Genomic DNA, 13,680 nt, shown 5'->3' on the forward strand with positions numbered 1-13,680 from the left:
GGCAAGTGCGGGGGAGTCCCCGGGCTTGCCTCTTTGCTGTTGGAGCTTCTGGGGAGGGCTTTGTCTGGGCTCTTGTAGTGACACCAATATTGCCTGTCTTCCTCCTGGATTCGTCTTGACCGCAGTGACCATCTATCTTCCGGTGCTGCTATGCTCGGCTGTGTATGACGACCGTGACTGAGACGACCTCGAAACCGAAGGGGCTGCCTGTGGCTGGGGCAGCGACTGCGCTGGTGCTGCTGACGGCGCTGAATTTTGTGAACTACATCGACCGCTACATTCTGCCTGCGGTGCAGGAGCAGATTCGGGGCGAGTTTCATATTACGGATAGTCAGATTGGGTCGCTGACGTTCTGGTTCATGGTCGCGTATATGGGAATCTCGCCGCTGACGGGGTGGCTGGGGGACCGGTTTCCGCGCAAGCCGATGATTGTGGGTGCGGCGCTTTTGATCAGTGCCGTGAATTTTTTTACCTCGGATGTGCACTCGTATGATTCGCTGAACTTTCGGCACGCGATGCTGGGTATCGGCGAGGCGAGCTTCGGGATCTTTGCGCCCTCGATGCTGGCGGACTTCTATCCGGAAGACCAGCGCAACCGGGTGATGACGATCTTCAATATTGCTCTGCCGGTGGGCGCTGCGATTGGGGTCGTGGGCGGAGGGATGATTGGGGCGAAGTACGGGTGGAGGCACTCGTTTATCGTGTCGGCGATTCCGGGGGCGATTATTGCCTTACTGGTCGCGTTCCTGATCAAGGAGCCGGCGCGGAGCGGACGGGTGGAGAAGGCCAAGGTGGAGAAGGGCGTGATTCTGTCGCTGCTTTCGAACCGGGCGTATATGTGCACGATCCTGGGATATGCAGCAGTGACGTTTTCGCTGGGCGGGATCTCGTGGTGGATGGTGTCGTTCCTGGTGAGGGTGCAGGGGATGTCGCAGAGCGAGGCTTCGGGGGTGATGGGGCCGATTATCGTGGTCGGCGGCCTGGGCGGGACGATTGTAGGTGGGCTTTGGGCGCAGTGGTGGTCGAAGAAGACGCCCAAGGCGATGTTTTATGTGCCTTCCCTGAGTGCGTTGGCGGCGGTGCCTCCGGCGCTGCTGTGCTTCTTTGGGCCGAAGCCTTTTACGCTGCCGGCGCTGACGGTGGCGGTGTTCTTTATCTTTCTGGGGACGGGGCCGGTGAATGCGACGACGCTGAACTCGGTGAGCGCGGAGGTGAGGGCCACGGCGATGGCGGGGCAGTTGCTGGTGATCCACCTGCTGGGGGATATGACTTCGCCGAAGATTATCGGGATTGTGAGCGACCACTCGAACCTGCGGATCGGGCTGGGGGCTACGTTAATCACGATGGTGATTGGGTCGGGGATCTTCTACCTGGGATCGCGGTCGGCTCCGAAGCTGGAGGCCGTTGCTTAAGAGCAAAAGACTGTTGGGGAAAGGCGGAACAAGCGGGTAAAGAGACAAAGGCGGAGACTCAGATGTTGATTCGGTGGGATGTTGTTGTGGCCTGGGTGGTGGCGGGAGCGTGGGCCCTGAAGACGGGTGAAGCGGCGTGGGGACTTCCACGGATTCCGGACCTGTTGCGGGAGGAGTTCGACCGGTGGCCCGTGGGGGGGCCGCGGTTGACGGTGATTGTGCCGGCTCGCGATGAAGAAGAGGGGGTGGTGGCTTGTCTCGAGTCGCTGATGGCGCAGGATTATCCGGGGCTGCATGTGATTGCGGTGGACGACCGGTCGAGCGATGCCACGGGTGCGTTGATGGATGCGCTGGCGGGACGGTTTCCCGAGAGGCTGACGGTGATGCATGTGACCGAGCTTCCGGCGGGGTGGCTGGGGAAGGTGCATGCGCTGGCGTTAGGGGCGAAGCAGGCTGAGGTGCTGACGCAGCCGGAGTTCCTGCTGTTTACGGATGGGGATGTGGTGTTTCGTGCCGATGCGCTGCGACGGACGCTGGCGCGTGTGGTCGATGTGCAGGCGGACCATATGGTGACGGTGCCTACGATGGATCTGCGGCGCTGGGACGAAGGGGTGGTGCTGGGGTTCTTTCAGATCTTCGGGCTGTGGGCTACGCGTCCGTGGAAGGTGGAAGACCCGAAGGCGATGCGGGATGTGGTGGGGATTGGCGCATTCAACTTGATGCGGACGACGGCGTACCGTGCGATCGGTGGGTTCGAAGGGCAGAAGATGGATATCCTTGAGGACTTTACGCTGGCCAAGAGGGTGAAGAAGGCCGGGTTGCGGCAGAGGATCTGCTTTGGGCATGGGTTGGTGACAGTCCACTGGGCGTCGGGGGCGAAGGGGCTGGTGGGGGTGATGACGAAGAACATCTTTTCGGCGTTCCGGTTTCACGCTTCGCTGCTGCTGGGGGCTTGTGTGTGGCTGGCGGTGTTTGCGGTGGGGCCTTCGGTGGGGGTGTGGATGCCCGGGGTGAGGGTGCCTTCGGCGATTGCTCTGCTCTGCGCGGTGTGGGCTTACCGGCTCTATGGGCGGACTTCGGGCATCTCGGCCTGGTACGCGGCGGGGTTTCCGGTGGGGGCTTTGTTGTTCATCTTTACGCTGCTCCGGTCGATGGCGGTGACACTGCGGCAGGGTGGGGTCTGGTGGAGAGGGACTTTCTATTCGCTGGAGGATTTGCGGCGGGAGGCGGGACCGCTGGGGTGAGTTCCGGGTGAACCCACATCCCAGAATCGGGATGTGGGTTCACCCGGGGTTGCGGCGGTTAGTTGGTTTCGAGGACTACGACCGTGGCGATGGGGTCCAGGGGCTGGGACGGGAGTTGGATGTCCAAGGTGCCGGAGCCCTGGGTCAGCTTGAGGGGCTTGCGGCTCTTGTCAGCCAGCAGGTAAGCCTTGGTGACGTGGCGGGTGAGCTTGTCGAGGTGGAAGGAGCCGCTGGGCCACTTGAAGATTTCAAGGTATATCTTGTGGGCCTTGGTGGTGGAGCGCCAGTCCCAGGTGGAGACGAACTTCGGATTGCCCTTGTTATCCTTTTCGGTGGTGCTGAACGCGCCGGCTTCAGGGCCGAAGGTGGTGTTGGTGGTGCCGTAGATGGCCTCGCCGTTGACGTCGAGCCACTTTCCGACCTGATGGAGGCGTTCGACTTCGGGGGCGGGAACGATGCCGTGGGAGTCCGGGCCGATATTGAGGAGGTAGTTGCCGCCCTTGGAGGCGATGTCGATGAGGTTGCGGAGGATGGTTTCGGTGGACTTGAAGTTGGTGTCGAAGGACTTGTAGCCCCAGGTGTCGTTCATGGTCATGCAGGACTCCCAGTCGCGGCCGGGGTAGCCCTGGGCGGGGATGTACTGCTCGGGGGTCTCGGTGTCACCTTTGTAGGTTCCGCCGAGACGGTTGTTCCAGATGAGTTTGGGGTACTTGTTGAGGAGGGCGACGACCTCGGAGGCGAGCTCGGGGGTCATGTCCTTGGTGGGGGTGTCGAACCAGATGATGACGGGGTAGTCGCCGTAGTTGGAGAGGAGTTCTTTGAGCTGTGGGATCGCCTTGGTGCGGAGATAGGTGGCGTAGTCGCCGTCCTGTGCCTTATCCCAGTGGTAGGTGGGGGGCTGGTGGTCGCCGGTCTTGAGCGCGGCACCGCCGGGAGCGGTCCAGTCCTGATCCTGTGAGTAGTAGAAGCCGAGTTTGACGCCTTGCTTGCGGCATTCTTCTGCGAGTTCCTTGAGGGGATCGCGGTGGAAGGGGGTGCCGGTAACGATGTTGAAGGGATCGACCCTGGAGTCGAACATGGCGAAGCCGTCGTGGTGCTTGGCGGTGATGACGATGTACTTCATGCCTGCGGCCTTGGCGAGGGCGACGATGTCGTGCGCGGAGAAGCCGGTGGGATTGAACTGGGGCGCGAGGGCTTTGTAGTCGGCGACGGGGATGGAGGCGTTGTTCATGATCCACTCCCCGATGCCGGGGACCTGCTTGCCGTCCCAGGTGCCGGCGGGGATGGAGTAGAGGCCCCAGTGGATGAACATGCCGAAGCGGGCCTCGCGGAACCAGGCGAGCCGTGCGTCTTTCTGGGCGGGGGTCTCAGTGTCCTGGATGGAGGGGACGGGGTGGTTGGTGGGGGTGGTGTCGGGCTTGGAACCGGCGAGCTGGGCGTTCGCAAGCATTGGGGCGAAGGTAGTGGCGGCCAGGAGTGCGATGGATGCGGCTAGTTTCACGGGTGTTCCTCAAGGGGATGTCGTAGCGAGAGAATTGTATGTGAAAAGAATGCTTCGTGGGTGAAAAGCTGTCCAGCCGGCTGGGGCCGTTGCCGGTGGCGGGTGCGCCTCCGGCTGTGCAGGAGGTTGGTGGTGGATGTCGTGGTCCGGTAGGATTGTGCGTGGTTGCTGGTTCGGGGAGATGAGATGAAGCTTCGTGTTTTGCTTGCGTTGGGTGTGTTGTGTGGAACTGCGGTAGGGCAGAGCTGGACGGTGAAGCCGGAGTGGGTGCGGGCGCATGAGGAGTTTCTCGCCAGCGATGCGATGGCCGGGCGTGGGAGTGCGACGAAGCTTGAAGAGATTACGGCGAACTATGTGGCTTCGGAGTTTATCGGCTATGGCCTGAAACCGGCGCCGGGGATGACCGGGTATCTGCAGAGCGCGGATGTGGAGCCCTACCAGACGCCGAACGGACGGCAGAGGGTGAGGGTGGCGGAGCAGCAGGGGAAGCCGGGAGCGGCGAAGACCTTCAATGCGATCGGCTACCTGGAGGGGACGGACCCGTCGAGCGGAACGATTCTGCTGACGGCGCACCTGGATCATCTCGGGACGAAGGATGCCGGGAAGGGCGACGGGATCTATAACGGAGCGAACGACGATGCGGCGGGTACGACTGCGGTACTAGAGCTGGCCCATGCGCTGGCGAGCGGTCCGCGGCTGAAGCGGAATGTGTTGTTTGTCTGCTACGGGGCGGAGGAGCTGGGCGGTCTTGGGTCGACCTATTTTGGGGCTCATCCTCCGGTGGCGCTGGCCAGCATCATCGCGAATCTGGAGTTTGAGATGATCGGGAACCAGGATCCGAAGATGCCGAAGGGAGTTCTTCTGCTGACGGGATGGGAGAGGTCGAACCTGGGCCCGACGTTAAAGGAGCATGGGGCTCTGCTGGGGCCGGATCCTTATCCGGAGCAGCACTTCTTTCAGCGGTCGGATAACTATATGCTGGCGCTGAAGGGTGTCGTGGCGCATACGGCAGCGGGGTGGGGGACTCCGCCGACGTATCATCAGCCGAATGACGACCTGGAACATCTGGATCTGGCGTTTATGACGGAGGCGATTCAGAGCCTGGTGGAGCCGATGCGCTGGCTGGCTTCGAGCGATTTCAGACCGAGCTGGAACAAGGGCGGTCAGCCGAAGGGCAGGGAATAGGCCGATGAGTGCGACTGTCGTTCACTATGAAGGTTCTTTGCGATGCCGCTCCGAGCATGAGGAATCGGGAGTGGTGGTGGTCACGGATGCTCCGAAGGATAACCATGGTCAGGGCTCGAGTTTTTCTCCGAGTGAGCTGCTGTCGGTTTCGCTGGGAAGCTGCATTCTAAGCATTATGGGGATCATGGCGCGGTCGTCGGGGATCGATATGAGCGGCGCTACCGCGACGGTTGAGAAAGAGATGGCGGATGCACCGAGGAGAATCGCGAAGATTTCCGTGCATGTGCGTGTTCCGGGTGTACTGGACGAAGGTCAACGGCGAAGGCTCAAGAATGCGGCGCATGCGTGCCCGATACACAACGTCCTGAATATTGAGGCTCCCATCACGTTTACGTGGGGGTAGTTGTTGAAGCATAGAGACGTAACGGCAGGGGTTTTGAGGAGAGTGTGATGGCGGAGATGAAGGCGGTTCAGTTTGCGAAGGACAATGGGACTCGGTTTGTAGGGGAGTTGCTGGAGCTGCTGCGGATTCCATCGATCTCGACCGATCCGGCGCGGGTAGAGGACGTGCGGCGGGCAGCGGATTTTTGCGCTGAGGAACTGACGCGGATCGGGATGGAGAAGGTTCGGCTGATCGAGACATCCACGGCTACGCGGAAGGGGCATCCGCTGGTGTATGCGGAGTGGTTGCATGCAGCGCCCGCTGCGGATGGAAAGCCGAAGCCTACGGTGCTGATGTATGGGCACTACGATGTGCAGCCTGCTGAACCGCTGGATGAGTGGAAGTCGCCACCGTTTGAGCCGGAGATTCGGGATGGGAACGTGTACGCCCGGGGCGCGGTGGACGACAAGGGGCAGATGTGGATGCATGTGAAGGCGCTGGAGTCGCTGTTCTCGGCTGGGCCGCTTCCGGTGAATGTGCGGGTGATCCTGGAGGGCGAGGAAGAGGTTGGCGGCGAGGGGATTGCGGCGTTCGTGCGGGAACATGGGGATGAGTTGAAGGCGGATGTGGCGCTGGTCTCGGATACGGAGATGTTTGCGCCGGAGCTGCCGACGCTATGCGTGGGTTTGCGCGGCATGATCTATACGGAGATCGAGGCGCGGGGGGCAAGGACGGATCTGCACTCGGGCATGTACGGCGGAGCGGCTCCGAACCCTTTTGTGGCGCTGGCACAGGTGATCGCGAAGCTGAAGGATGAGGATGGCAAGATCCTGATTCCGGGCTTCTACGACAAGGTCCAGGCTCCGACTGCGGATGAGTTCAAGGCTTGGGCGGCGCTGCCTTTCGACGAAGAGCACTATCGCGAGACGGAGGTTGGGTCGACTGAACTTACCGGCGAGCCAGGGTTGAGCGTGATGGAGAGGACGTGGGCGCGGCCTACGCTGGATGTGCATGGGATGCCGGGTGGGTTTATCGGTGCGGGGGCGAAGACGGTGATTCCGGCCAAGGCGCTGGCGAAGGTGAGCCTGCGGCTGGTGCCGGATATGACTCCGGCGGAGAGCTTTGCGCAGTACAAGGCGTATGTGGAGTCGATCTGCCCGAAGGGGATTCAGCTTGAGGTACGGCTGATTCACTCAGGGGATCCGATTGTGGTCTCGACCGATAACACGTTCGTGAAGGCGGCGACCGAGGCGATGCACAGCGTGTTCGGCAAGGAGACGGTGTTTGTGAGGGGCGGCGGGTCGATTCCGATTGTGGGGGACTTTGTGCGGGAGCTGAAGATTCCGACGGTGATGATGGGATTTGGGCTGCCGGATGACAATCTGCATGCTCCGAACGAGAAGTTCCACCTGGCGAACTTTCATCGGGGGATTGAGTCGATTGTGCTTTGGCTGGCGGCGCTGGGGGCTTAGTGGAGGTTGCGGGCTTTCTTCTGGCCGGGGGGAAGAGCTCCCGCATGGGCCGCGATAAGGCTCTGCTGGAGTTGGATGGTGAGGCCCTGGTGCAGATCGGTCTGCGGAAGCTGCGGGAGGTTTGCACGGAGGTCGCGATCGCCGGTGGCACGGCGGAGCTGGCACGATTTGGCCGGATCATCCCGGATGGAATGGCGGGATGTGGGCCTCTGGGGGGACTGGTTGCCGCCCTGGAGGATAGTTCGGCGGAGTGGAATCTTTTCCTGCCCGTCGATGTTCCTCTGGTTCCGGTGGAAGCCTTGCGGAGGCTGCTCTCGGCGGCGGGTGGGATGAACGTGGCGGTGATGGCGGAGGCGGGTGGGCGGGTGCATCCTTTATGCGGGGCGTATTCCCGGGGGGCGCTGCCGGCGCTGCAGGCTGCACTGGCGGCTGGCCGTTATCGAGTGCGTGCTGCGATCGAGGCTGCAGGACAAGTTTCCCGGGTGAGATTCGAGGAGGACGGCTGGTTTCGCAATGTGAATACCCCCGAGGAATTTGCTGAGCTCGAGGTGCGTCTGGGGGACATCTAACCCTTTCGGCGTAGATGCGTGCGCGATAATGAGAGTGGGGTGACGGGATGGCGATCTCTGACGGGCATGATGAGGCAACGATGGCGGATAGCACCGCGGAGAACCATACGACCGATGAACATACGCCGCTGACGGCAGAGGTTTCGGCGGATGTGGCTCCGGCGGTCGAAGAGTTCATGGCAGAGGCCGCACAGCAGAACGCCGATGCCAAGGAGGCGGTGGATGACGCTGGCCCAGGTGACACGCCGGGGCCTTATATTTCGTTCGACCATGTGTACAAGTCGTTTGGGGACTTTGTGGTGCTGCACGACGTCAGCTTCTTTGTGAACGCTGGGGAGACGCTTTGCATCCTGGGACGAAGCGGTGTGGGGAAGTCGGTCTCGCTCCAGATGCTGATGGGCTTTCTGAAGCCGGATAAGGGGCGCGTGCTGGTCGCGGGGGAGGACATTACGACCTTCAACGAGAAGAAACTCCAAGAGATCCGACGGAAGGTGACGATGGTGTTCCAGAATGGAGCGCTGTTCGATTCGATCACCGTGGGAGAGAATGTCGCGTTTCCGCTCAGGGAGCGCGGGGACCTGGCGGAGGATCAGATCTTTCAGGTGGTGAAGGGATTGCTGGAGATGGTGGGGGTGGCGGGGATGGAGAACCTTCTGCCTTCAGATTTATCGACCGGGATGAAGCGGTCGGTGGCGATTGCCAGGGCGTTGGCCTCTCAGCCTGAGGCGGTGTTGTATGACGAGCCGACGACGATGGTGGATCCGCTGATGGCTCAGTTGCTGGGCGACCTGATCAAACGGCTGAAGCAGCAGTTGCATCTCACCAGTATCGTTGTGACTCACGACATGCGGTTCGCCAAGAAGCTTGCGGACCGGGTTGTGTTTCTGCATGAGGGTACGGCCCGGTTTTTTGGGACGATGGAGGAGATGGAAGAGAGCCAAGATCCGATTCTGCAAGAGTTTCTGGCGTTGGATAGTTTGGTGCTTCCGGATCAGGACGTGCCTCCGGCGACCTCGGGGATGACGCCGGAGTCCGGAATCCGGGCTATTCCTTAACCGCCGATGTATGAGGGGTTTGCATTTTTGTGTTCGGGTTGACCAAGGCGCTTGAGAAAAGTATGGTGAGAGGTAAGCAAACGACAAAATGGCGCGGACTGCAAGGCGGCGACCAGAGACTTTTTGTAGCAACCCGGGTCTTTCCCATTACCCGTTATCGTTCCTTGGGCGCTTTCCAGAGGCAAGTTGTTGTTTTCACTGGCCGGAAGGCATGGTTTCTTTTGTAGTGGCTAACTTTGAGAGTGTTTGAGGCCTGATCAGAACGATGGCGACACCAGACTATCTACAACAGGTGATCATCTCGGGACGGCGCCGGAACGGAACAGGCGGTGTGTCGCGTGTTGGCCTGTTCCAGAGACCGTCGGTCACGAGTCTGGTCTGGGCGACGCTGGACGTTTTAACGGCTTTAGTTGCAGGCGCGATTGCGATGCGCTTCCGTGCTGTGACACCGGTTGAGGTGAGCGCGCGGCATGTGCTGACTCATTTCGGTCTTTCCTCCTTTCCGCTCATTGCGCTTTATATGGGCTGGTTCTCGTTTTGCCTGATTTTCTTTGCGCGGTCCTATGGGCTTTATGCCCCGATTCAGTCGCGCAGCGGATTGCATGAGCAGAGGATGACCTTTCAGGCCACGCTGACGGCGGGACTTTTGCTGTGCGGAGCCCTGTATCTAGGGCGCGCCGAGGTTGTTTCGCGCGTCGTCGTTCTGCTGACGATTCTTTTTACTGCAATCCTGATGTCGGTACGCAGGGCAGCGTGGCGGCGGGTGGTTTACAGCCGGTATCGCGAGGGGCTGGAGACGCGGAATGTGCTGATCGTGGGCGCTGGCCGTGTTGCGCATGCACTGCGGAACCACCTGGAGTCGTTGCGGCACCTTGGCTTCCGGTTCAAGGGCTTTGTAGCCCTCACTGAGCGGGAGGCCGAGTCGGGCGACGCGGATGTGATCGGCGATGTAAGGAACTGCCTACCGCTGGCGCGCTCGTTGTTCGTCGACGAGATCTTCTTTTCGGTTCCGGCGGAGAAGAAGCTGGTTATCGCGCTGGTGGAAGAGGCTCGGGCAGCTGGAATCGATGTGAGGGTGGTGCCGGATCTGTATGACGGGTTGGCTTGGAATGCCCCGGTGGAGTACATCGGTCAGTTTCCGACGATTCCTCTGCACCGGCGTGACTTCCAGATTGGCGCCTTCCTGATGAAGCGGATGCTGGATATGACAGTATCCTTCCTTGGGCTCCTGGCGATCTCACCTCTTCTGCTCGGCATTGCCGCGGCAGTTTATTTCACCTCCGGAGCGCCGATTTTCTACAGAGCGCAACGCATTGGTCGCAAGGGCAGGACGTTCTCATGCTTCAAGTTCCGCACGATGGTGACGAACGCCGACAAGCTGCGTGAGCAGTTGGCACACATGAACGAGCGCGAGGGTGTCCTGTTCAAGATTGCGAAGGATCCGCGCGTTACCAAGGTCGGGGCGGTGTTGCGCAAGTATTCGCTGGATGAACTGCCGCAGCTTTATAACGTGTTGCGCGGGGATATGAGCTTGGTGGGACCGCGGCCTCCGATGGCGGCTGAGGTGGAGCAGTATGACCTGGCTCATCTGCGCCGGTTGGATGTGCTTCCGGGGATTACGGGATTGTGGCAGGTTGAAGCTCGGCAGGATCCGTCGTTCGACAGCTATATCTCGCTGGATACGGCGTATGTCGAGAACTGGAGTCTTTGGCTGGATCTGAAGATCCTGGCTCGCACGGTGGGCGTTGTGTTTAGCGGAACCGGTTCTTAGTCGCTTCTTCATGCGGTGAAGCAAGCTGTGACCAGGATCCACATAGATAGAAAACAGGGAACGGCTTCGAGGTTTTGGAGCCGTTCCCTTTTGGCTTTGCGAGCGGGGTAAAAGCGGTAGACTTGATCTTGTGAAGATAGCGCTGGGACAGATCAATCCTACGGTTGGAGACTTCGCGGGGAATACGCGGAAGATTCTTGAGGGTGTGGAACGGGCGGCGAAGCTGGGTGCTTCTCTGGTGGTGTTTCCGGAGCTGGCAGTGTGTGGGTATCCACCGGCGGATCTGCTGGAAAAAGCCGACTTCCTGGAGCGAGCGGAGAAGGCTGTCAGCGAGATCGCGGCGTGGACAGCCGGGGACGGGCGACCGGCTATTCTGTGCGGCACCGTGATGGAAGCTTCGCGATCGGGTGGCAAGCTGGTTCGGAATGTGGCGGTGCTGCTCGATCAGGGGAAGCTTGCGTTCGTGCAGCAGAAGATGCTGCTGCCGTTCTACGACGTGTTCGATGAGCAGCGATATTTTGAGGCAGCCGAAGGGCAGTCGCTGGTGACGGTGCGGGGACAGACGGTTGCGATTACGATCTGCGAGGATGCCTGGAACGACAAGGGGTTCTGGCCGAAGCGCCGGTATACGCTCGACCCGGTCGAGGAACTGATGGGGCGTTGGCCCCTGGGCAGGGACGATACGCAGAAGATCATGGTGAACCTTTCGGCCTCGCCTTATTGGCTGGGCAAGCGGGCGCTCCGCGAGGAGATGCTGGGGCATGTGGCGCGGCGTGACGCAGCCGTCGTGGTGATGGTGAACCAGGTGGGTGGAAACGACAGCCTGATCTTCGATGGTTCGTCGTTTGCTCTGGATGCGCAGGGACGGACGATTGCCCGGGCGGCATCGTTCGCGGAAGACCTGGTGCTGCTGGATACGGAGGAGGCTAAGCCGCTGCCCGAGCGGGATGCGGATGAGGAGGATATCGCCGCGACGTGGGATGCTTTGGTGCTCGGTGTGCGGGACTATGTGGGGAAGTGCGGATTCAGGAAGGTGACGCTGGGGCTGAGCGGAGGCATCGACTCGGCGCTGGTGGCTGCGCTTGCCGTGGAGGCTCTGGGAGCGGAGAACGTGATGGGCGTTGGTATGCCGAGCGAGTACTCTTCGACAGGCTCGGTGGACGATGCGCGAGCGCTGGCTGAAAACCTGGGGATTCGGTTTGAAGTACTCGCGATCCGGGAGATTGTGGAGCAGTTTGGGACGACGCTTGGGCCGCTGTTTGCCGGGACTTCCTTCGGGCTGGCAGAGGAGAATATGCAGGCCCGGATTCGCGGTGTGCTTTTGATGGCGCTGTCGAACAAGTTCGGGTCGCTGGTGCTGACAACGGGCAACAAGAGCGAGATGTCGACGGGGTATTGCACGCTTTACGGCGACATGGTCGGCGGTCTGGCGGTGATCGGCGATGTGATGAAGACGCGCGTGTATAAGCTGAGCCGGTATGCGAACCGCGTGCGTGAGGTTATCCCGGTGAACACGATCGAGAAGCCGCCTTCGGCGGAGTTGAGGCCGGACCAGAAGGATACGGACTCGCTGCCTCCCTATGAGGTGCTGGACCCGATTCTCGAGTCGTACGTGGAGAATTACCTCTCTGCGGAACAAATTGCCGTGGAGCAGGGTTTGGATGTGGAGATGGTGCGTCACATCCTGAAGATGGTGGAGCGGGCCGAGTACAAGAGGCAGCAGGCTGCGCCGGTGTTGAAGGTGACGAAGAAGTCGTTTGGCAATGGGCGGCGGTTTCCAATCGCGGCTAAGGTCGCTGTCTAGAAGAGGCTTTCAGCAAAGTTCAAGGAGAGTTCGGTGAAGCGTTTTTTTGCAGGTTTGGCGTTGATGTGCGGGTTGGCGGCGAGCGCGATAGGGCAGGCAGCGACGGATCCGTTTCCTCCGATTGACCAGAAGTTTTTTACGGCTACGACTCCCAGTGTCGACACGGTGAATGCGTTTTTGAAGGCGCAGTGGGGGTTCGATCCGGCGCGCGTATGGAAGGTGATGGCGGTGCAGTCGACTGCGGCGGCGGGGATTAGCAAGGTGACGGTGTTTGTGACCGACAATACGCCGAACGCGAAGGTGCAGTCCTTCTCGTTCTTCACAACGCCGGATGGCAACCATGCCATCGTGGATGGCGCTGGGATCATCCCGTTTGGCGCGAAGCCGTTTGAGGCCACGCGGAAGATGATGGAGGAGCGTGTGAATGGCGCTGCGCACGGTGCGGCGAGCAAGGATCTGCTGCTGGTGGAGTTTGCCGATATGCAGTGTCCGCACTGCAAGACAGCACAGGACACGATGAAGCAGATCGCAGCGGACTTCCCGCAGGCCCGGATTGTGTATCAGAGCTATCCCTTGGTGAATATTCATCCTTCGGCGTTTCAGGCGGCTGCGTATGGGGTGTGTGTGCAGAAGGCCAAGAACGACGCGTTCTTCGTATTTGCGCAGGATGTTTTCGACCACCAGGAGGCTCTGACGGCTGAGGGGACCACGGGCGTTTTGAGCAACGCGGTGACGAAGGCTGGGCTCGATCCGGCAGCGATTGCGGCGTGTTCGACGACGGCGGCGACCAAGGCTGCAGTGGATTCCTCCGTGAAGCTGGCGGAGGACGCCCAGGTGGAGCAAACCCCGACGCTTGTGGTGAACGGACGGCTGATCACGATTACTGAGGTGCCTTACGAATCGCTGAAGAAGATGATCGAGTTCCAGGCTGCTGCAAAGTAACCCTCGATTCAGAGAGGGATTTTGACAAGAGGCACCCTTGAGGGGTGCCTCTTGCTCTTGGGGGGGCTGACGATTGCGATGATGCGGGTCGTCGACCATCCGCGCTCGATTGATGGACATGACGGACTGGATGGGAGTTGTGTGGCGGTAGGAGAGCCTTAGCCTTCCAAAGTCTCGGAATGGGCTTTCCGAAGGAAACTTTAGTCATGTTCCGAGGCTGGCGGTTTTGACGTGGGTTATGAAAAATCGCGTCTAATCGAAATACTGACAGTTTTTATTCGCATTTCATTGCCTAAGCGTTGGGTAGCGCCTACACTTCCGTAAAAAGACGGATCATGATCGT

The 13,680-nt window shown here is 60.4% G+C and carries 11 protein-coding genes; 10 read left to right on the top strand and 1 reads right to left on the bottom strand.

What is annotated here, in order from left to right:
- Positions 1-164 precede the first annotated feature (164 nt).
- Together BM400_RS11295 and BM400_RS11300 are read left to right on the top strand one after the other, a co-directional pair.
- The gene (locus BM400_RS11295) at positions 165-1,412 is read left to right on the top strand and encodes a spinster family MFS transporter (RefSeq protein ID WP_089839260.1); all 1,248 of its coding nucleotides are present in this window, start codon (positions 165-167) and stop codon (positions 1,410-1,412) included.
- Positions 1,413-1,474: 62 nt separating this feature from the next.
- Positions 1,475-2,656: a glycosyltransferase gene (locus tag BM400_RS11300; RefSeq protein WP_089839261.1), complete on the top strand. Its 1,182-nt coding sequence runs from the start codon at positions 1,475-1,477 to the stop codon at positions 2,654-2,656.
- 58 nt (positions 2,657-2,714) lie between these two features.
- On the opposite strand, the gene BM400_RS11305 is transcribed toward BM400_RS11300, so the two are convergent.
- The gene (locus BM400_RS11305; protein ID WP_089839262.1) at positions 2,715-4,157 is read right to left on the bottom strand and encodes an alpha-L-fucosidase; all 1,443 of its coding nucleotides are present in this window, start codon (positions 4,155-4,157) and stop codon (positions 2,715-2,717) included.
- Positions 4,158-4,343: 186 nt separating this feature from the next.
- Between BM400_RS11305 and BM400_RS11310 the strand changes: the two genes are divergently transcribed.
- The 8 genes from BM400_RS11310 to BM400_RS11345 all read left to right on the top strand — a co-directional run bounded on the left by BM400_RS11310 (position 4,344) and on the right by BM400_RS11345 (position 13,337).
- Positions 4,344-5,342 carry a M28 family peptidase gene (locus tag BM400_RS11310; RefSeq protein WP_089839263.1) on the top strand — a complete coding sequence of 333 codons (999 nt, stop codon included), beginning with the start codon at positions 4,344-4,346 and terminating at the stop codon, positions 5,340-5,342.
- A gap of 4 nt (positions 5,343-5,346) precedes the next feature.
- Positions 5,347-5,745 (top strand): OsmC family protein, encoded by a 399-nt coding sequence (locus BM400_RS11315; protein WP_089839264.1) that lies wholly within the window; start codon positions 5,347-5,349, stop codon positions 5,743-5,745.
- A gap of 47 nt (positions 5,746-5,792) precedes the next feature.
- Positions 5,793-7,196, top strand: coding sequence for a dipeptidase (locus tag BM400_RS11320; RefSeq protein WP_089839265.1), 1,404 nt, complete (start codon positions 5,793-5,795; stop codon positions 7,194-7,196).
- On the top strand, positions 7,196-7,765 hold the full coding sequence (gene mobA / locus BM400_RS11325) for a molybdenum cofactor guanylyltransferase (protein ID WP_281245499.1): 570 nt from the start codon (positions 7,196-7,198) through the stop codon (positions 7,763-7,765). The genes BM400_RS11320 and mobA overlap by 1 nt, the downstream gene beginning before the upstream one ends.
- A gap of 80 nt (positions 7,766-7,845) precedes the next feature.
- Positions 7,846-8,820 (top strand): ABC transporter ATP-binding protein, encoded by a 975-nt coding sequence (locus BM400_RS11330; protein ID WP_089841784.1) that lies wholly within the window; start codon positions 7,846-7,848, stop codon positions 8,818-8,820.
- Between the two features lie 265 nt (positions 8,821-9,085).
- A complete protein-coding gene (locus BM400_RS11335) occupies positions 9,086-10,591 on the top strand; it encodes a sugar transferase (protein WP_089839267.1) in 1,506 nt (501 codons plus the stop codon).
- A gap of 130 nt (positions 10,592-10,721) precedes the next feature.
- Positions 10,722-12,395, top strand: coding sequence for an NAD+ synthase (locus BM400_RS11340; RefSeq protein WP_089839268.1), 1,674 nt, complete (start codon positions 10,722-10,724; stop codon positions 12,393-12,395).
- A gap of 33 nt (positions 12,396-12,428) precedes the next feature.
- On the top strand, positions 12,429-13,337 hold the full coding sequence (locus tag BM400_RS11345; protein ID WP_245781821.1) for a DsbA family protein: 909 nt from the start codon (positions 12,429-12,431) through the stop codon (positions 13,335-13,337).
- The last annotated feature ends 343 nt before the right edge of the window (positions 13,338-13,680 follow it).

It is taken from the genome of Granulicella pectinivorans (assembly GCF_900114625.1).
GTDB lineage: Bacteria > Acidobacteriota > Terriglobia > Terriglobales > Acidobacteriaceae > Edaphobacter > Edaphobacter pectinivorans.